This is a genomic window from Propionivibrio sp. (assembly GCF_016790145.1).
GTDB lineage: Bacteria > Pseudomonadota > Gammaproteobacteria > Burkholderiales > Rhodocyclaceae > Propionivibrio.
This window is the reverse complement of sequence record NZ_JAEUOI010000150.1, coordinates 1-18,507: the sequence shown is the minus strand read 5'-3', so window position 1 is coordinate 18,507 and position 18,507 is coordinate 1. Positions and strand designations below refer to the sequence as shown.

The 18,507-nt window shown below is 58.2% G+C and carries 17 protein-coding genes; 11 read left to right on the top strand and 6 right to left on the bottom strand.

Features of this window, described 5'->3' with window-relative positions:
- The first annotated feature begins 487 nt into the window (after positions 1 to 487).
- From JNM42_RS12430 to JNM42_RS12385, 10 genes are all read left to right on the top strand, one after another.
- Positions 488 to 1,240 carry an SDR family oxidoreductase gene (locus JNM42_RS12430; RefSeq protein WP_294270248.1) on the top strand — a complete coding sequence of 251 codons (753 nt, stop codon included), beginning with the start codon at positions 488 to 490 and terminating at the stop codon, positions 1,238 to 1,240.
- 313 nt (positions 1,241 to 1,553) lie between these two features.
- Positions 1,554 to 1,946: a VOC family protein gene (locus JNM42_RS12425; protein ID WP_294270247.1), complete on the top strand. Its 393-nt coding sequence runs from the start codon at positions 1,554 to 1,556 to the stop codon at positions 1,944 to 1,946.
- Positions 1,947 to 2,201: 255 nt separating this feature from the next.
- Positions 2,202 to 2,519, top strand: a complete 318-nt coding sequence (gene sugE, locus JNM42_RS12420) for a quaternary ammonium compound efflux SMR transporter SugE (protein ID WP_294270245.1) — start codon at positions 2,202 to 2,204, stop codon at positions 2,517 to 2,519.
- Between the two features lie 124 nt (positions 2,520 to 2,643).
- Entirely contained in the window at positions 2,644 to 3,807 is a 1,164-nt protein-coding gene (locus JNM42_RS12415; protein ID WP_294270243.1) for a CaiB/BaiF CoA-transferase family protein, read from the top strand.
- A gap of 199 nt (positions 3,808 to 4,006) precedes the next feature.
- Positions 4,007 to 4,903, top strand: coding sequence for an AEC family transporter (locus JNM42_RS12410; RefSeq protein ID WP_294270240.1), 897 nt, complete (start codon positions 4,007 to 4,009; stop codon positions 4,901 to 4,903).
- A 148-nt stretch (positions 4,904 to 5,051) separates the two neighbouring features.
- Positions 5,052 to 6,683 carry a methyl-accepting chemotaxis protein gene (locus JNM42_RS12405; protein ID WP_294270238.1) on the top strand — a complete coding sequence of 544 codons (1,632 nt, stop codon included), beginning with the start codon at positions 5,052 to 5,054 and terminating at the stop codon, positions 6,681 to 6,683.
- A 404-nt stretch (positions 6,684 to 7,087) separates the two neighbouring features.
- Positions 7,088 to 7,681 (top strand): 2-oxoacid:acceptor oxidoreductase family protein, encoded by a 594-nt coding sequence (locus JNM42_RS12400; protein ID WP_294270235.1) that lies wholly within the window; start codon positions 7,088 to 7,090, stop codon positions 7,679 to 7,681.
- Positions 7,674 to 8,927 (top strand): transketolase C-terminal domain-containing protein, encoded by a 1,254-nt coding sequence (locus JNM42_RS12395; RefSeq protein ID WP_294270232.1) that lies wholly within the window; start codon positions 7,674 to 7,676, stop codon positions 8,925 to 8,927. The genes JNM42_RS12400 and JNM42_RS12395 overlap by 8 nt, the downstream gene beginning before the upstream one ends.
- A 12-nt stretch (positions 8,928 to 8,939) precedes the next feature.
- Entirely contained in the window at positions 8,940 to 9,953 is a 1,014-nt protein-coding gene (locus tag JNM42_RS12390; protein WP_294270229.1) for a thiamine pyrophosphate-dependent enzyme, read from the top strand.
- A complete protein-coding gene (locus JNM42_RS12385; RefSeq protein ID WP_294270225.1) occupies positions 9,953 to 11,575 on the top strand; it encodes an NAD(P)-binding protein in 1,623 nt (540 codons plus the stop codon). Before JNM42_RS12390 ends, JNM42_RS12385 begins: the two co-directional genes overlap by 1 nt.
- Before the next feature lie 104 nt (positions 11,576 to 11,679).
- Here JNM42_RS12385 and JNM42_RS12380 read toward each other — a convergent pair whose 3' ends face one another.
- The 6 genes from JNM42_RS12380 to JNM42_RS12355 form a co-directional block, all read right to left on the bottom strand.
- Complete coding sequence (locus JNM42_RS12380) at positions 11,680 to 12,243, bottom strand: NAD(P)H-dependent oxidoreductase (protein WP_294270222.1); 564 nt, start codon at positions 12,241 to 12,243, stop codon at positions 11,680 to 11,682.
- A gap of 126 nt (positions 12,244 to 12,369) precedes the next feature.
- Positions 12,370 to 13,158 (bottom strand): ABC transporter permease, encoded by a 789-nt coding sequence (locus tag JNM42_RS12375; protein WP_294270219.1) that lies wholly within the window; start codon positions 13,156 to 13,158, stop codon positions 12,370 to 12,372.
- A gap of 45 nt (positions 13,159 to 13,203) precedes the next feature.
- Positions 13,204 to 14,130 carry an ATP-binding cassette domain-containing protein gene (locus JNM42_RS12370; RefSeq protein WP_294270218.1) on the bottom strand — a complete coding sequence of 309 codons (927 nt, stop codon included), beginning with the start codon at positions 14,128 to 14,130 and terminating at the stop codon, positions 13,204 to 13,206.
- On the bottom strand, positions 14,118 to 14,756 hold the full coding sequence (locus JNM42_RS12365; protein ID WP_294270216.1) for an alpha/beta fold hydrolase: 639 nt from the start codon (positions 14,754 to 14,756) through the stop codon (positions 14,118 to 14,120). The genes JNM42_RS12370 and JNM42_RS12365 overlap by 13 nt, the downstream gene beginning before the upstream one ends.
- 19 nt (positions 14,757 to 14,775) lie before the next feature.
- Entirely contained in the window at positions 14,776 to 15,084 is a 309-nt protein-coding gene (locus tag JNM42_RS12360; RefSeq protein ID WP_294270213.1) for a (2Fe-2S) ferredoxin domain-containing protein, read from the bottom strand.
- A gap of 56 nt (positions 15,085 to 15,140) precedes the next feature.
- A complete protein-coding gene (locus JNM42_RS12355) occupies positions 15,141 to 16,235 on the bottom strand; it encodes a VanZ family protein (RefSeq protein WP_294270211.1) in 1,095 nt (364 codons plus the stop codon).
- A 472-nt stretch (positions 16,236 to 16,707) separates the two neighbouring features.
- On the opposite strand from JNM42_RS12355, the gene JNM42_RS12350 reads away from it, so the two are divergent.
- Complete coding sequence (locus JNM42_RS12350) at positions 16,708 to 18,213, top strand: sodium:solute symporter family protein (protein WP_294270208.1); 1,506 nt, start codon at positions 16,708 to 16,710, stop codon at positions 18,211 to 18,213.
- Positions 18,214 to 18,507: the final 294 nt, after the last annotated feature.

Here is an 18,507-nt window from a genome sequence, read left to right as displayed (position 1 = left end):
AAGCTGGTGCGCCAGAACGAGGGCTTCGCCGCCGTTTCCCTGCCGCTGCGCTTCTACGTCGGTGATCCGCCGTATGTCTTCGAGCCCAGATACCAGCAATGGCTGACCGCCGACTATTCGACGCCCGGCAAGGCACCGCTGCAGGTCAATGACAGGCGGTTACGCTGAAGTTGCTGAACGACGGCACTCGCGCTCAGGCTACCGCTGGCCGCCAGCGGTCACCATGGTGTGAATAGACGGCCAGAGGCCACAGTCCTTCAAGCCATCTCTCCATGGCAGTCATTGGCGCTGTCAGGGTGTATGCTTATGCCCAATGTTTTGATTTGCTGCTTTACGCATCTATCGAATACTGGCGCTTGTAGTGAATCCGCGCCCTGACCTGCCCAAGAAACCGGGGTGCAGACAGCAAATGGCATGTGACGTAATTTACGACACTATCAGGCTCCGCTAAATTGATTTAACTCGATGATTGAATACGGGAGAAAAAATGAGTGGATTAACTGCGCTAATCACCAACGCGCTTGAGTTCGCCGGGCCACCGGCTGTAGTAGCGCTGTGCGAAGCCGGCTTTCAGGTCATCACTCACGACACGGCTTTTGCTGACACAACGGCGAGAGATCGTTACCAGAAGGCGAATCCCGACGTGATGGTGCTTTCTGCCCAAATTCCTGCCGAAATTGTCGAGTCCGCGTGGGCCGTGGCAAAGCGCCTGGACGTCTTGGTCAGCAACGACGCTTATCCACCGATTCATGGACCGATCGTCGATGCAAACATCGACGACTTACGGGCAACACTTGAGCGCTTGGTAGTGTTCCCATTTGCGCTTATGAAGGCAGCTATCCCGAGGTTGATTGCCCAACAGAATGCGCGCGTGGTCATGATCACATCGAACCGCACTCGATTGCCACTGCCTGGCGGCGCAATCCCCGATGCCGCCAGAGCGGGGTTGAACGCGTTGGTGAAATCACTAAGTCTCGAACTTGCGCCGCATGGCATTCCGGTTAACGCAATCGCTCCAAACTACCTTTATAGCGAAACCTATTTTCCGCGCGCCAAGTTCGTCGATGACGCAACGGGTCGTGCCTATATTCAAGGCGTCGTTCCAGTAGGTCGGCTTGCGAGGCCAGAAGAAATTGGAGAACTGATTCACTACTTGGCGACTATGCAAGGTAGTTTTCTCACAGGATCGATCATCGATTTTTCTGGCGGCTGGCCGGCAGCACAGCCACGTCCAAAATAACGCCCAGCCAGCATGGGACCAAAGGGCCAGCAGCTTCCAATTCTATCTTTTCATAATTACAATGCTATACAGACCCCAATGGCACTACCTTAAGCATTTAACATCAGATATTTCTGTTCCTCAACAAGCAGTTGCCAAGACAGCGGGAAGAAAAGCGTCGTCCCGGCGAAAGCCGGGACCCAGTAGCGGGGCACCATTCTGGACACCGGCGTTCGCCGGTGTGACGTGCTCGGTTGAATATTCGTCCGATGTCATTGGCTTAAGGTAGTGCCATTGGATACAGACCCCCTTTATTTTCGAAAGGAAAACCATCATGCAAAGCAATCCTGTTGTCTGGTTTGAAATTTATGTGCAGGACATGAAACGAGCCAAAAAGTTTTATGAGGCTGTACTCAACGTGACATTGGAGAGGATGCCTGCTCCGACAGCGGAAATGAATATGGAAATGTGGGCATTCCCTTCTGATAAAGAGACTGCTCATACGTCTTATGGTGCATGCGGGATGCTGGTCAAAATGGACGGCTTTACCTCCAGCGGTGGCGGCACCGTGGTTTACTTTGGCTGCAAGGACTGTGCTATGGAAGCCTCTCGTGTTGAAAAAAATGGTGGAGCCGTAGTGAAAGAAAAAATGTCTATTGGCGAGCACGGCTTTATCGCTTTGGCTCGCGATACAGAGGGAAACATGATTGGTTTCCACTCGATGTAAATGATCCAGCACCATGACCAGCCCATCGGTCAACTGGATAGCCGAAAGCTACGCTTTGGGTTCCCTCATCACCTCAACAGAGCACGTCCCACCGGCTAACGTCGGTGTCCAGAATGGTGCCCCGCTTCTGGGTCCCGGCTTTCGCCGGGACGGCGCGACATCGCATTGTATTTGTCGGTTGGCATAAGAAATAGCGGGTGACCTCAGCGCTCGGTCAGGTATTGGGGGTTACCCGTCAATATTGAGGAGCGTTTGATGAACTGGGCAATCCTGTTGGTCGCCGGGCTGTTTGAAATCGGCTGGGCTATTGGTCTTAAATACACCGAGGGGTTTTCACGTCTGTGGCCTACTGTCTGGACAATTCTGTCGATGGTACTCAGCGTCGGCTTGCTCGGCGTGGCCATGAAAACACTTCCTGTCGGCACGGCTTATGCAGTCTGGGTTGGCGTCGGCGCCATTGGCACGGCCATACTGGGCATAATCCTGTTTAACGAACCGGCCAATGCCGCTCGACTGGCGAGCCTTGCACTCATCCTGGCCGGTATCGTTGGCCTCAAATTGTCCATGCCCTGACTGTCAGCTTTTGCTCGTAACCCCGGCCATGCCGGCAGACTCCTCATGCGCTACGCTTCAATCTGCCGTCAATGCCTATTGCCATTCGAGTTTTATTTCCTCAACGTTTCCGAAAGCCCATCCCATGCGCCCACCCCCTCTTGCCGGCCTCCGCGTGCTGGATCTGACGCGACTGTTGCCGGGGCCGTTCGCCAGCCTGCACCTCGCCGACCTCGGTGCCGATGTCATCAAGGTCGAAGACAAGGGGGCCGGCGACTACGCGCGCAACGCGGGTTCGATCCACGGCGGCACCAACTACTTCCAGCTCATCAATCGCAACAAACGCAGCCTCTGCCTCGACCTCAAGCAGGCGGAAGGGATCGCAGCGTTCATGCGCCTGGCGGCTGACGCCGATGTCATCATCGAGGGGTTTCGCCCCGGCGTCGTCGACAAACTCGGCATCGGCTATGCCGCCGTCACGGCGCTCAATCCGCGCATCGTGTATTGCGCGATCACCGGCTACGGGCAGGACGGGCCCTACCGCGAGCGCGCCGGTCACGACCTGAACTACCTCGGCTACTGCGGGCTGCTCGACCAGATCGGCGTTGCCGGCAGCGCTCCGGCCGTGCCGAACTTCCAGATCGGAGATCTGCTCGGCGGAACATTGAGCGCCCTGGTCGGCGTCCTCGCGGCAATCGTCGATGCCCGCGCCAGCGGCCACGGTCGTTACGTCGACGTGGCGATGACCGACGCCGTTTTCGCGCATACGATCTTTCCGCTCCTGGCCGTTCTCGGCCTGGGCCACGTGCTGCCGCGCGGCGAAGACCTGCTCTCCGGAGGAATGCCCAGCTACGGCGTCTACGCAACGAAAGATGGACGCCACTTTGCCGTCAGCGCGCTGGAGCCCAAATTCTGGCAGATGCTGTGCGCGAGCATCGAGCGCCCGGACCTTGTGCCGTTCGCCTTCGCTACGGGTAGCGAAGGTCTGCGCATCCGCGCTGAGCTGGAAGCCGTCTTCGCACAGCGCACGTTTGCCGAATGGACGGCGCTGTTCGAGCATGTGGACTGCTGCGTGACGCCGGTGCTGCGTTTCGAGGAGAGCCTGGAGAATGAACAACTGCTGGCGCGCGGCATGCTCGTCGAAGTCGATGGTGTCAGGCAGTTCGCCCCGCCATTCAAGATCAGCGAGTTGCCCTTTGCAGTGCGCCTGCCGGCGCCTGCAGCCGGTGAGCATAGCGAAGAGATTCTGCGTGAGGCGGGTTTCGGTGCTGACGAAATTACCAGACTGCGTGCACTGAAGGTCATCTGAGAATCTGTGAAAAAATCATTGCGGCCTGATTTCCACGCCCGTCACACCGGCGCAAGCCGGGGTCCAGTTCGTTTATCCGATGGTTTTATTGGATTTCAGAGGAAGGTACTGGATTCCGGCTTGAGCCGGAATGAGTGCGCTTGGGAGGTGTTTATCCATTGATTCACAGCCTCTGAACTATCCGGTAGAGAGCACAGCAATGCAAGGCGTCCTTTTGTTGCTTCCCGATTTCGGCTTGATCCTGCTCGGCTGGGTGCTTTGTCGTGTGCTCAATGTGGGCGACCCGTTCTGGAGCGGACTCGAAAAGCTGGTCTATTTCGTGCTGTTTCCGGCGCTGCTGTTCAACGCGCTGGCCCGCACGCACATCGACTTCAGCGCGGCGGCCCCACTGTTCGTCAGCGGCGCTGCTGCGGTGGGCTGCGGTATTGTTTTCGGCCTGCTGGCCCGCCCGCTGTTCGGCGACGACGCCAGCGCATTCGCCTCACGCTTCCAGTGTGCGTTCCGCTTCAACTCATACATCGGCCTGGCGGTTCTCGGCAAACTGCACGGCGCCGCCGGCCTCGCAGCGATGGGCCTGCTGATCGGGGCGATGGTGCCGCTGGTGAACTTCGCTGCCGTCTACATGCTGGCGCGCAACGGCAAGCTCGGCCTCTGGCGCGAGATGGTGCGCAATCCGCTGATTCTCGCCACGCTGACCGGCTTTCTCTTCAGTCTCAGCGGCCTGACCCTGCCTGATACCGCCGCCCATTTCCTCGGTAGGCTGGGCGAGGCGGCGATAACGCTCGGGTTGCTGGCGGTGGGCGCGGCGCTGAAGCTGCGTGGCAGCAGCGGTTCGACTGCCGCCTCCTGCTATCTACTGGCGGTGAAACTGCTGCTCGTGCCCGCGGTGGCGCTGCTGGCTGCCTCCAGCCTCGGTTTACGCGGGGTTTATTTCGACACCGCCGTCCTCTTCGGCGCCCTGCCGACGGCGACGTCGGCTTACATTCTGGCCGTGCGCATGGGCGGCGATGGCCCCGGTGTCGCCTGGCTGATTTCAGCGAACACGCTGGCTGCCATGCTCACGCTACCGATCTGGCTGTCGATTGCATTGCGCTAAAGATGCGGCGAATGTCTATATTGCCGCCATTCCGGCTCCCTGAATCAAGTAAATAGTCGGACAATGCATACGCTATCCGGCAGGTCAAATTCAACAAGGCACGTCATCGTTTTTTGCTGGAGTGTGACTTTTCCCGTTGGAGACAGCAATGCTTAAACGTATGCGTATCGGCACCATGCTCACTTTCGGCTTTGGTGTGGTGATCCTGCTCATGACCCTCATGGTGGCCATTACTCATCTGCGCGTTACTGATTTCGCTACGAGTATCGGCGAAATCCACCATAACATCTATCCGAACACCAGTGCAGCGGCAAGCATCCGTTTCAATGTGGTAAAGAACTGGTCGAACACGCTGATGCTGGGCACCATCGGCAACAAGGAAGTGATCAAGCGCATCAACGAAGAGATGGCGAGCAGTAACAAGATCATCGGCGAGAGCTTCAATGTCCTGAAGCAGGAATTCAATACCGATGAGGGCAGCAAGCTGGTTGCGGCAGCGCTGGCCGCAAACGAGGATTTCAATAGCAAGCGCAAGGAATACATGGCGATGCTGGCGGAGGATGACAAGGATCCAGCGAACTTCTTTCTGGTTGGCCCTCTGAAATCAAGCCTGGAAGATTACCTGGGCAGCATCAACAAAATCTTTGCCGCCATGACCGCCCGGCTTGATGCGGAAACGGCCCGTTCTCTGGAAGCCGCAAGCCAGACGCGCGCCATCAACCTGATCATCGGTTTTATCGCACTGCTGGCCGCCATGGGCTCGGCTGTGCTCATGGTTTGTACCGTTTCGAAACAACTGGGTGGCGAGGTATTCGAGGCCGGAAACATCGCCCGGGAAATCTCCGAGGGCAACCTGTCGGTCAATATTTCCGTACGCAGCGGAGATTCGTCCAGTCTGCTGGCATCGCTCAAGTCAATGCGCGACCGGCTACGTTCCATGGCCGGTGAAATTCAGGGCAGCGCCCGGCAAGTGACTGAAACCGCCCACAAGGTCTCGCAGGCGGCGGCGGAAGTGGCGCAGGCCTCGACCAGCCAGTCCGACGCCTCCGGTTTTGCTGCTGCCGCCGTCGAAGAGCTCACCGTCAGCATCGGGCATCTCTCGCATAATGCCGAGGATGCTCATACCTTCTCCCAGCAGGCTTCAGAATTGTCACAGAACGGTGAAGCGGTGATCCGAAGCGCCGGGATGGAAATGGAGAAAATCGCCCGCTCGGTGCAATCCTCCTCGGCAATCATTGCCGAACTGGAGCAACGCTCCAACGAAATTTCAACGGTGGTCAATGTGATCAAGGAGATCGCCGACCAGACCAATCTTCTCGCCCTCAATGCCGCCATCGAGGCTGCTCGCGCCGGCGAGCAGGGGCGTGGTTTCGCAGTGGTAGCCGACGAAGTAAGGAAGCTGGCAGAGCGCACATCGAAATCAACTCAGGAAATTGCCCTGACCGTCGGGAAAATACAGCAGGGCACGCTGGCGGCGGTGCACAGCATGGTGAGTGGCGTCGAGCAGGTGCAATTTGGCAGCCGGATGGCTGAGCAGGCGGGCCAGTCGATCGGCGAAATCCAGTCGGGTTCGGCGCAAGTCGTTGCCGCGGTCAACGACATTTCGTCTGCACTGAAGGAACAAAGTGCGGCCAGCAACGATATTGCCCGCAGCATCGAGCAGATTGCCCAGAGGGTCACTGCCAACAAAACCGCCTCCGAAAAAGTCGCTGCCGCCGCCATCGAGATGGGGAACCTGGCCGATGGTTTATCCGCATCGGTGAGGTTCTTCCGCCTCTGAGCCTGTTATGCCGGGCATGGCTTCGGACAGGTTGCGTAGCGGGTTTCTTTCCCGCTACTGAGTATCTGCATAAGAGTTCCGGGGTTGTACTGATCTCACCTGGCACAGGGCTGGTATGCTCGAATTGAACTCAGCCTGATCTTCCCCTTGGTTCACCGAAGAACAGCAAGTTATCGCGACAGACCCTGGATAGCTGAAAGTTATACCAGATGATTTTTTGTTGCCCGGAAAGCAGATTTCCTCAAACAGGCGTTTCCCCCGTGAATCAATTTTCTTGCATTACCACTTTATTTCTTTCCCCGAAAGTGCGTAGAATAGGCCGCTCTAAGAAGGCAACTCACTGCTCCATTCATAACAACTGGCGCTGCTGGGCTGTCTCCTAAACCCCACGAAACGGAGAGAATATGTTTGAAGTGCGTATTCATGGCCGTGGCGGCCAAGGAGTGGTAACAGCAGCAGAGATGCTGTCAATTGCCGCATTTGAGGAAGGCCGTCATGCTCAAGCCTTCCCTAGTTTTGGTTCAGAGCGGACCGGCGCACCCGTCGTCGCCTTCTGTCGGATGGCCGACAAGGAGATCCGCTTGCGTGAACCGATCATGATGCCCGACGCACTGATCATCCAGGATCCGACGCTGCTGTTTCAGGTCGATGTATTTTCCGGTCTGAAGAAAGACGGCTTCATTCTGATCAATACCAAGAGCACCTTCGCTGAACTCGGACTGAGCGATTTCGTTCGCGATTGGCCGGCTGAGCGTCTGTGCACCCTGGCCGCAACTGATCTTGGTCTCAAGCATGTCGGGCGTCCGATGCCCAATGTGCCGCTGCTGGCGGGCTTTGCCGCCCTCTCTGGACTGATCCAGCTCGAGTCTGTCTTCAAGGCCATCAACGCAAAGTTTTCGGGAAAAGTGGCGAAAGGCAACATCGCCGGTGCGAGCGAAGCTTTCGAATTTGTCCGTGCCAGAATAGAAAACGCACGTAAGGAGCCTGCCCATGCTTAAGCAGACCGAAGGTTCACATGCCGTAGCCGAGGCCGTCGCCCTGTGCCGGCCCGAAGTCATCTGTGCCTATCCGATTTCTCCGCAAACTCACATCGTCGAAGGTATCGGCGAAATGGTGAAGTCCGGTGAATTGGCCGACTGCGAATTCCTCAACGTCGAATCCGAATTCGCCGCCATGAGCGTCGCCATCGGTTCGTCGGCCGCCGGTGCGCGCACGTACACGGCAACCGCCTCGCAAGGCCTGCTGTTCATGGTCGAGGCCGTATTCAATGCGTCCGGCCTGGGCCTGCCGATTGTGATGACGGTGGCCAACCGCGCGATTGGTGCACCGATCAACATCTGGAACGACCATTCCGATTCGCTTTCTCAGCGCGACTGCGGCTGGATACAGCTCTTTGCCGAAACCAATCAGGAAGCGCTCGACCTGCACATCCAGGCCTTCAAGCTGGCGGAAGAGCTCTCTTTGCCGGTGATGGTGTGCATGGACGGCTTCATCCTCACCCATGCCTACGAACGCGTCGATATGCCGACGCAGGAACAGGTCGATGCCTTCCTGCCGCCCTACGAGCCGCGCCAGGTACTCGATCCGGCCGAGCCGGTGTCGATCGGCGCTATGGTCGGCCCGGAAGCCTTCATGGAAGTGCGCTATCTGGCTCACGCCAAACAGATGCAGGCGCTGGAGCTCATACCGCAACTGTCTGCCGAGTTCAAGACGATGTTTGGTCGCGACAGCGGCGGTCTGACGCGCTCCTACCGCACCGAGGGTGCCGAGACGATCGTGGTAGCCATGGGTTCGATCCTGGGTACGATCAAGGATGTAGTCGATGAAATGCGCGACGCCGGCGAGAAAATCGGCGTGCTCGGCATTACCTCATTCCGCCCCTTCCCGCTGGAATCCGTGCGCGCAGCGCTGAAGGATGTCAAACGCGTGGTGGTGCTCGAAAAGAGTCTGGCCGTTGGCATCAGCGGCATTCTCGCCTCCGACGTGCGCAAGGCCCTGCGCAAGCTGCCGATCGACGTCTTTACCGTGATTGCCGGCCTCGGCGGTCGCGCCATCACCAAGAAGTCCCTGCATGCGCTGTTCCTGAAACTGCCGCTGGAGACTGAGGAATCCTTGACATTCCTCGATCTTGACTGGGGCGTGGTCAACCGGCAACTCGAGCGCGAGCGCCAGACGCGACGCTCCGGACCGGCTGCGGAAAACATGCTGCGCGACATTGGTACCGTCGCGTCAAAGATAGCCTAAAGGAGGCCAACCATGTCATTGCAACCTGTCAAGTTCTACCAGACCGGCACCTTCACTGTCGGCAATCGCCTGCTCGCGCCCGAAGAGCGCAGCGTACAAGCCAACATGGAGCGCACCAACTCGCTCAACTCGGGGCATCGCGCCTGTCAGGGCTGCGGCGAGGCGCTCGGCGCACGTTACGCGATCGACGCGGCGATGATCGCTAGCCAGGGTCAGTTGGTTGCGGCCAACGCCACCGGCTGTCTCGAAGTGTTCTCCACGCCGTACCCGGAAACCTCGTGGCAGATTCCCTGGATTCACTCGCTGTTCGGCAATACGGCGGCGGTAGCCACTGGCATCGCGGCGGCGATCAAGGTGAAGAAGGCCAAGGGCCAGGGCGGCGATGTCCGCGTCGTGGCGCAAGGCGGCGATGGCGGCACCACCGACATCGGCTTCGGCTGCCTCTCGGGCATGTTCGAACGTAATGACGACGTGCTTTATATCTGCTATGACAACGGCGGCTACATGAACACCGGCGTGCAGCGCAGTTCGGCTACCCCGCCGGCGGCACGCACGGCAACCACCATGCCGGTCGGCCCGGAGCCAGGCAACGCCTTCGGTCAGGGCAAGTTCATGCCGGCCCTGGCCATGGCGCACGAGATTCCCTACGTGGCGACGGCCACCGTCGCCGACCTGCGCGATCTCGAATACAAGGTCAAGAAAGCAATGACCTTCCGTGGCGCACGCTACATCCAGATTCTTGTTCCCTGTCCGCTCGGCTGGGGTGCGGCTTCCCAGGACACCATCCGGCTATCCCGTCTGGCCAAGGAAACCGGCACCTTCCCGGTCTTCGAAGCCGAATACGGCGAAATTACCAGCTCATCGAAGATTCGTCGATTGCTGCCGGTCGAGGAATATCTCAGGCCGCAGAAGCGCTTTGCCCACCTTTTTGGCAAGGTACCGGCCGTTGAAACCATTGCCCGTCTGCAAGCACTGGCAGACAGGAATATCCGTAGATACCAGATGCTCGACAAGGAGGCGAACTGATGGACAAGCCGTATGCAATTACACTCGATCCCGGCTCGTCACTAGCCAACCACACCGGTTCCTGGCGTACCGAGCGTCCGGTCTATATCGACCGGTTGCCGCCCTGCAACAATCAATGCCCGGCCGGTGAAGACATTCAGGGCTGGCTGTTCCACGCCGAATCGGGCAACTACGAAAAGGCCTGGCAGCACCTGACCAAGGACAACCCCTTCCCGGCGACCATGGGCCGCGTTTGCTACCACAGTTGTGAAAGTGTCTGCAATCGCGCGCAAATCGACGCTCCGGTCGGCATCAATTCAGTCGAGCGTTTCCTGGGCGATGAAGCCATCAAGCTGGGCTGGAAGCTGGCGACACCGGCGGCCGAAACCGGCAAGCACGTTCTGGTCGTCGGTGCTGGCCCCTCCGGCATGTCGGCCGCATATCACCTGCGCCGACTCGGTCACCGTGTCACCGTGCATGACGCCGGCCCGTTCATGGGCGGCATGATGCGCTTCGGCATTCCCAAGTACCGCCTGCCACGCGAGGTGCTCGACGCAGAGATGCAGCGGGTGGTTGACATCGGTGTCGAGGTCAAACTGAACTCCAAGGTCGATAACATCCTCGAGAGCATGCAGGCAGGCAAGTTCGATGCAGCGTTTCTCGCCGTCGGTGCACACATTGGCAAGCGGGCCTATATCCCGGCCGGCGATACCGCCAAGATCGTCGACGCGATTTCGGTACTGCGCAGCATGGAAGGCGAAGACAAGCCGATGCTCGGTCGCCGCGTCGTGGTCTACGGCGGCGGCAATACCGCGATCGACGTCGCCCGCACCGCGAAGCGCATGGGCGCCGATCCGATCATCGTCTATCGCCGCAATCGCGAAAAGGCGCCGGCACACGATTTCGAGATCGAGGAAGCCTTGGAGGAAGGCATCATGGTCAAGTGGCTGTCGACCATCAAGCAGGCTGGCGAAAGCTCCATCACCATCGAGAAAATGGTTCTCGACGAGAAGGGCTTTCCGCAACCGACCGGCGAGTTCGAGACTATGGACGCCGACTCGGTGGTGCTGGCGCTGGGGCAGGACGTCGATCTGGGTCTGCTCAACGACGTCCCCGGTCTTGAGGTCAGTGACGGCGTGGTCAAGGTCGGCCCCAACATGATGACGGGACACCCCGGAATCTTCGCCGGCGGGGACATGGTGCCGGCAGATCGCAACGTCACGGTCGCCATCGGCCATGGCAAGAAGGCCGCACGCAACATCGACGCCTGGCTGCGTGGCACCGAGTACGTCACTCCACCCAAGCACCCGGTGGCGACCTTCGACAAGCTCAACACCTGGTACTACGCCGACGCACCGAAGACCGTGCGTCCGATGCTCGACATCATCCGCCGCCAATCGACCTTCGACGAAGTTCAGGGCGGTCTGGACGAAAGCACGGCGCTCTTCGAAGCCCGTCGCTGCCTGTCCTGCGGTAACTGCTTCGAATGCGACAACTGCTATGGTGTCTGCCCGGACAATGCCGTCATCAAGCTCGGCCCCGGCAATCGCTTCGAGTTCAATTACGACTACTGCAAGGGTTGTGGCATGTGCGTGGCCGAATGTCCTTGTGGCGCGATCAAGATGGAGCCGGAGAACAACTGACGGCGACAGCTTCAACTGATCTTCGATGCAAGCGAACGGGGCGGCCAGACCGCCCCGTTCGCTTGCATTTGAGACGCGAAAATCAAGTGACGCAGCGCAATCGCTTAATCTACCCGGACCGTTCTGAGCAATTCCGAGACGACGCCTTCGAGCATCTTCTGCTGCTGACCATTGATCAAGGCGCCCTTTTCATCAAAGGACTGCTGCGCAAGCGGCAATGACATCTGCCCCGGAGTGACCAGCACCCCGATGCCACTGAGCAGGATTCGTACTGCGGGCAGGCCGCGAATACCGCCCAGGGCGCCGGGCGAGGCGGCGAGCAAGGCAGCGACTTTGCCGGGGAAGGGCGAAGGAAATCCTTCCTGCGGACGCGTTGCCCAGTCAATGCCATTTTTCAGCAGTGGCGTGAAAAAACCGTTGTACTCCGGCGAAGCAATGAGCAGGGCGTGATGCTCGCGAATCGCCTGCTTCAGACGAATGCATCCTTCAGGCAGGCCGGAGACCGCTTCGAGATCGCCGTCGTAAAGCGGCAAAGCCAGTTCACGCAAATCGAGAATATTCACCTCGGCACCCTGTGTTCGGGCAATGGCGGTGGCAGCCTCGAGCAGGCGTTTATTGACGGAATCCTTGCGGCTGCTGCCGGAAATGGCGAGAACTTTGGTTTTCATGGGAGATCCTCAGGGCTGACCGGGTAAAAAATAACGAACCTGTTTCGTTACTGATGGCTGGGACGCTAAAGGCATTGAACCCGCACGAAAAATTTCTGCGACGGGCTTGATTTGACAGATCTAAAGTCATTTAAGCAATCGTCGCCGTGTCAGCACGGTGGCGATGTAGAAAGCGATTATGGCGATCACCAGCAGTGCGGCGACGTGTCCGCTGGCATTGGCCGGCACTTCGCCGAGCAATAACGGGCGGGCGAGTTGTACGGCATGCGAAAGGGGCAGCCAGGCTGCGAGCGCATGCACGGCTGCCGGCAGTTGGTCGGCAGGGAAGAAGACGCCTGAGACGAGCAGCATCGGAGTGATGAAAAGGGTGAAGTAGTACATGAAAAAATCGTAGGAAGGCGCCAGCGCGCAGACAATCAGGCCCATGGCGGCAAAGGCAAGACCGGTGAGGAAGATGACCGGGATCACCCACAGCGCCAGCGGCGAAGTGGTCAGGCCAAGTGCGGCAATGACCAGCAGGATGGCCAGTCCGGAGAGCAGACTCTTGCTCGCTGCCCAGACCAGTTCGGCGGTCAGCACGTGATCGAGCGAGAGCGGGGTGTTGAGGATGGCGTCCCAGGTTTTCTGCACATGCATGCGCGAGAATGCCGAATAGAGTGCTTCAAAGGTGGCTGCATTCATGGTGCTGGCGACCACCGTGCCGGCGGCGAGAAAGCTCACGTAGCTGACGCCGCTGATCTGCGGCAGCAGGCCACCCAGCCCGTAACCCAGCCCTAGCATGTAGATCAGCGGATCGGCGAGGTTGCCCAGCACCGAAGGAATCGCGAGTTTGCGCCAGACGAGAAAGTTGCGCCGCCACACCGGCAGCCAGCGCAGGCCGGGGCGGGGAAGGGAATAGATTGTGGGTGTTTGCATGGTCATTGAAGTGGTCAAGACAAGTGCTCAAGATTTTTTCCTGTTTCAATCCCGCAGCTCGCGCCCGGTGAGCTTGATGAAAACATCTTCAAGACTGGCGGCACGGTGCATGTAGCGGAGCGCGGGCGCGTCGGAGAGAGCGGCGAGCAGTGGCGCTGTGTCGCGACAGTAGAAAAAGGCGGTATCGCCGGCGACTTCAAGGCGCTCTCCCAGCGAGTTCCGGGATCGTGCCCAGGCGGCGGCTTCGTCGCCGAATACTTCAACCACTTGCGGTTCGATGTGCGCGGCGATCAGCTCGCGCGGGGCGCCTTCGGTGACCAGATGGCCATGGTCGAGGACTGCCAGCCGATCACAGAGCCGCTCGGCTTCGTCCATGAAATGGGTCGTCAGGATCAGCGTTTTGCCGCGTGCGGTGAGTTGCTTCAAACGATCCCAGATCAGGTGACGAGCCTGCGGGTCGAGGCCGGTAGTTGGCTCGTCGAGGAAGATGATATCCGGGTCATTGATCAGCGCACGCGCCAGGGTCAGGCGCCGTTTCATGCCGCCGGAGAGGGTCTGGATGCGGGCGCTCTCCTTGCCGGCAAGGCCGGCGAAGTCGAGCAGATCGGGGATGCGGGCGCGAATGATCGCGTCACTGATGCCGAAGTAGCGGCCGTAGACCATCAGGTTTTCGCTGGTGGTGAAGTCGGGATCCAGATTGTCGAATTGCGGGACAACACCAACACGTTCGCGTGCGATCCCGGCTTGCGCCGGGATGCCATAACCGCACAGGGTAATCTGGCCAGAGTCGGGGGTCGTCAGCCCGAGGCAACAGCGCAGGCTTGTGGTCTTGCCGGCGCCATTGGGTCCGAGCAGACCAAAACAGGTACCGGTCGGAACTGTAAAGTCGATACCGGCAACCACCTCGTGGTCCTCGTAGCTTTTGCGCAGGCCGGAGACGCTGAGCGCGTCTACTAGGTTCAGTGTCGCCATGCGCGGGTAACGATGTCGCGGATGAGGTGCAGTCGACGGTGAAAGAAGTGGTCAGCTCCGGGAACCACGATCACCGGCAGATCGAGCGGTTCGGCCCAGGCCAGGACATTGGCCAGCGGTACCGTCTGGTCTACCGATCCATGAATGACAATGGTGTCATGGGCGACGGCCTTGGCCGCGTACTGGCGTGCGCCCTCGACGTGGCCAGCGGCGGTGCCGACCAGAACCAGACGCTGCGCGGGGTGATTAGCCTCGGCCAGCGCTTGCGCCACGCGGGTTTGCACATAGGCGCCGAAGGAGAAGCCGGCCAGCGCGACCGGCAGGTCGCCATAGCGGCGCTTGGCTTCAGCCAGGATGGCCAGCATGTCTTCGCACTCGCCGCGTCCGTTGTCATGGAGTCCGGCGCTTTCGCCGACTCCGCGAAAGTTCGGTCGCAGAGCCACGTAGCCCAGACGCGTGAAGGTGCGCGCCAGTGTTTGCGTCACCTTGTTGGTATTGGCGCCGCCAAACAGTGGGTGCGGGTGGCAGATCAGGGCAATGCCACGCGGTGCGCCCGGGTTTTCGACGATTATTTCAATCGCTCCGACCGGGCCGTCAAGGTGAATCTTTTCTTCGCTCAACTTCATCCTGAGGGCTTTCCTTGGCTCAAATTTTCAGGCGTTCAACGATGCGGCCGTGCACCAGGTGCTCCTGGATGATCTCCTCGATGTCTTCCTGATCAATATAGTGATACCAGACTTCTTCCGGATAAACGACGATAACCGGACCTTCATCGCAACGATCCATGCAGCCGGCCTTGTTGATCCGGATCTTGCCCCGGCCTTTGAGTTTGAGTTGGCCGATGCGATCCTTTGCGTAGGTTTGTGCCACGCTGGCGCCCAGATTGTTGCAGCAGCTTTCGCCCTCGCCACGCTGGTTGCAACAGAAGAAAACGTGATGTTTGTAATAGCTCATGCCGACCCTGGTTTTATTGGTATTGACTGTGACCGCTGATTCCGTACTTGATTCATTCAGATCCGTCGTCCGAGAACAGTCAGGTAAGGGAGTGCGAGGAAGGGCCAGAAGCTTGCAGCCAGCCGGGTAAGTCCATTGAAATTCAAAAAGTGTCCTTGTCGCCAGGTGGCCAGCGCCGCAGCCGAATAGGGATTGGGCGGGGTGAGGTTGACCAGTACCGTGCCAGCCATCAGCGCAAGACCGGCTAGGGCAATACGCAGCGACACCGGCAACAGCAGCATTACAGAGAGCAACACACCTCCGGCAAGCAGGCCAAGGGCGGCGCCCGGGGTAAGCCAGGCGAGGGCATTGAGGGGATCGACAAGCACGGCGGCAGCCAGCGTGCGAATCGACAGCGCAAGGATAAAGAAAGCGGTCAACGCCAGATAGGGCGAGCTCTGGTCGGCAAGCAATGCGCGCGTTATCAAGCCGATGGCAATGGTGTTGCAGACGATGATGGCGGTCTCCAGGGCAAAGAAGGAGGGAGCCGCATAGGGCACGGCAGGCGTTATCTCAAGCAGGTGACGCAGGTCGCCGGCACCGAACAGGATCGTTTCCGGTGAGAGTTGCGTCAGCAGCCAGAGGCCGATCAGTACCAGACCGAATTCCGCGTGCTGGATGGGCGCCAGCAGGCGCTGCTGCAGAAGCGCGACACGGATGAAGAAGCGTTCGCCATGCCAGATCGTGAGCAGTGCGCCAAGGCCTGCGCCTAAGGTGTTGCTTGCCAAGTCAAGATTGGAAGGTACGCGTGAAGGTAGCCATGTTTGAAGAGATTCAAGGCAGAAGCTGATCAACGCGCCAAGCAGCAATGCGCTGAATGCCGGAGCCCACCGACCGGGCAAGCGGCGCAGTGACAGCGCCAGCAAAAAACCCAAGGGCAGATAAGCGAGGATATTGATTGCCAGGTCGAAGACCGTCCAGTAGCGTGGCCAGCCGCCGTCGAGAAAAGCAAACGGCGACATTCCGCTATCACGCCAGCCAGTGAAGGGGTGCAGACTGGCATAAACGATCAGCGCTGTGTAGGCCAGAGCCAGATAGCGCGGCAACAGGGTGCGCAGCGGCGCAATTCTATTCAGGTTGGCTGATCCCGCCGCCGGTTTGGGTGAAGACATCGCGAAGCTCGTGATCGTCAGGAAAAGCCATTTTAGCGCTTCACGCCAGGTAAACACTGAATTGGCCATTCGATGATTAATACCATTTCTCTTCTGGAAGTGGATTATCAATCAAAGGTCATGCGACGAAGGAACGGACTCGTAAATGGTTAAGTTCGCTGCTTTGCAGAGCGGTTCGGGGTCATTTACCAAGGCAATGAAGCTGTCGAAGCAGTTTTTCCTCAAAAGTTCTCTTGCAACCCTTCAGTGGAATAAGCGCAGGATTGATCGTTGGGAGAACCGGAGAATTGCTGATTTTCACTTTGTCCGGACTTGGGTAGAATACATTTAGCTTGGACTGGTGCAAGCGCTGTTATCCTACTGGTGCTGGCTGGTGGATTCGGACTTTAAAGTAAATTGAAGCATATCGTTTCCTTTTTTGAGATCTTTCCTGGAATATTCGCAGCTTACAATCCGTAACTGAGATTTCTGAATGCTTTTCTGGTTCGTTATTATCTACTGGGTCATTTCCGTCGGCATCGGTCTGTGGGCTGCCACCCGGGTGCATACCACCAAGGATTTTGCCATTGCCGGTCGTCGTCTGCCTTTTTACATGGTAACGGCCACCGTGTTTGCTACCTGGTTCGGCGCCGAGGCAGTGCTTGGAATACCTGCCACCTTTCTCAAAGAGGGCATGCAAGGTGTGGTAGCCGATCCTTTTGGTTCCTCCCTGTGCCTGATTCTGGTCGGCCTGTTCTTCGCGGCACCTCTGTACCGGATGAATCTGCTGACAATCGGCGATTTTTACCGCAGGCGCTTTGGCCGCTCTGCTGAAGCGCTGACCACGATTGCCATCATTGTTTCCTATCTGGGCTGGGTGGGCGCCCAGATATCGGCTCTGGGTCTGGTCTTCAATGTGGTTTCAGATGGGCAGATCAGCAAGCTGGCCGGCATGTGGATCGGTTCCGGAACCATCCTGATCTACACCTTGTTTGGCGGCATGTGGGCTGTAGCGATTACAGATTTTCTCCAGATGATCATCATTGTTATCGGGATGCTGTGGATCGGGGGCGAGGTCAGCGGTATGGCCGGCGGGGTTGGTGTAGTGATTGACCATGCCGCCAAGGAAGGCAAATTTTCATTCTGGCCGGCGCCTGATTTGAAAGAAGTGATCGGCTTCATCGCCGCGTTGATCACCATGATGCTGGGATCCATTCCCCAGCAGGATGTTTTCCAGCGAGTACAGTCCTCGAAGACTGAAAAAATTGCTATCTGGGGCTCTGTCCTGGGTGGCAGCCTGTATTTCGTATTCGCCTTCGTTCCGATGTTTCTTGCCTATTCCGCCACGCTGATCGATCCGAAGATGGTGAGCGAACTGATTGACGCCGATCATCAGATGATTCTGCCGCGTCTGGTCATCGACAAGGCGCCCCTGTTTGCACAGGTCATGTTCTTTGGCGCTCTGCTGTCCGCAATCAAGAGTTGTGCCTCGGCGACGTTGCTGGCACCTTCAGTAACCTTCACCGAGAACTTGCTCAGGCCTATGATGCCCAGCATGTCCGACCGCAAGTTACTGCTCTCAATGCGTATCGTTACCTTTGTGTTTACCGTACTCGTAACCCTCTACGCGATGTACTCCAAGGCCAGTATCTTCAAGATGGTCGAGAATGCCTACCAGATAACGCTGGTGATGGCTTTCATCCCTCTGGTTTGCGGGCTCTATTGGCCACGCTCGACCAATCAGGGTGCCTTGGTGTCCATTTTCCTTGGCGTAAGTACCTGGTTATCCCTGCTCATTGCTGGCCCTGAGGATCCTTTCATTCCGGCCCATCTGGCAGGGCTGCTGGCCAGCGGATTTGGCATGGTGGCGGGCTCGCTGTTGCCACAGGCGATTCCCCACGACATGAGCATTCACCATTCGTTGCGATCCGGCCACCATCTTCATGCGGCCGCTCAGACACATCATGTGGCTGAACATCCGCATCAGCATCGAGTTTGAGTTTCGCTGCTGCGTAATATGACGCTTTTCAGGTTGCGATGACTCCCTCTGTCATCCCAGTTTAACGGTCTTGATCGATTGTCGTCCGGGCCCGCTTGAGGGAGTTTAGATCCTGCTGATGCTCGCATTTTGAGATCTTTACACGAAGATGCTTCAGAGGATTTGAATGCGTTGATTGACAAAATTCAATTTAATCAATACACTGCATTTCCGTTGCACTTTATCGCCCTTGCGTAGTGCATGTCTGGCATGGAACTTTTATTTTCCTTGCTGCTCAGATGTAGTGTTTGAACC

Coding starts and splice junctions, on each gene's coding strand:
- JNM42_RS12430 (WP_294270248.1), top strand. CDS start 488: ATGAGTGGATTAACTGCGCTAATCACCAACGCGCTTGAGTTCGCCGGG.
- JNM42_RS12425 (WP_294270247.1), top strand. CDS start 1,554: ATGCAAAGCAATCCTGTTGTCTGGTTTGAAATTTATGTGCAGGACATG.
- sugE (WP_294270245.1), top strand. CDS start 2,202: ATGAACTGGGCAATCCTGTTGGTCGCCGGGCTGTTTGAAATCGGCTGG.
- JNM42_RS12415 (WP_294270243.1), top strand. CDS start 2,644: ATGCGCCCACCCCCTCTTGCCGGCCTCCGCGTGCTGGATCTGACGCGA.
- JNM42_RS12410 (WP_294270240.1), top strand. CDS start 4,007: ATGCAAGGCGTCCTTTTGTTGCTTCCCGATTTCGGCTTGATCCTGCTC.
- JNM42_RS12405 (WP_294270238.1), top strand. CDS start 5,052: ATGCTTAAACGTATGCGTATCGGCACCATGCTCACTTTCGGCTTTGGT.
- JNM42_RS12400 (WP_294270235.1), top strand. CDS start 7,088: ATGTTTGAAGTGCGTATTCATGGCCGTGGCGGCCAAGGAGTGGTAACA.
- JNM42_RS12395 (WP_294270232.1), top strand. CDS start 7,674: ATGCTTAAGCAGACCGAAGGTTCACATGCCGTAGCCGAGGCCGTCGCC.
- JNM42_RS12390 (WP_294270229.1), top strand. CDS start 8,940: ATGTCATTGCAACCTGTCAAGTTCTACCAGACCGGCACCTTCACTGTC.
- JNM42_RS12385 (WP_294270225.1), top strand. CDS start 9,953: ATGGACAAGCCGTATGCAATTACACTCGATCCCGGCTCGTCACTAGCC.
- JNM42_RS12380 (WP_294270222.1), bottom strand. CDS start 12,243: ATGAAAACCAAAGTTCTCGCCATTTCCGGCAGCAGCCGCAAGGATTCC.
- JNM42_RS12375 (WP_294270219.1), bottom strand. CDS start 13,158: ATGCAAACACCCACAATCTATTCCCTTCCCCGCCCCGGCCTGCGCTGG.
- JNM42_RS12370 (WP_294270218.1), bottom strand. CDS start 14,130: ATGGCGACACTGAACCTAGTAGACGCGCTCAGCGTCTCCGGCCTGCGC.
- JNM42_RS12365 (WP_294270216.1), bottom strand. CDS start 14,756: ATGAAGTTGAGCGAAGAAAAGATTCACCTTGACGGCCCGGTCGGAGCG.
- JNM42_RS12360 (WP_294270213.1), bottom strand. CDS start 15,084: ATGAGCTATTACAAACATCACGTTTTCTTCTGTTGCAACCAGCGTGGC.
- JNM42_RS12355 (WP_294270211.1), bottom strand. CDS start 16,235: ATGTCTTCACCCAAACCGGCGGCGGGATCAGCCAACCTGAATAGAATT.
- JNM42_RS12350 (WP_294270208.1), top strand. CDS start 16,708: ATGCTTTTCTGGTTCGTTATTATCTACTGGGTCATTTCCGTCGGCATC.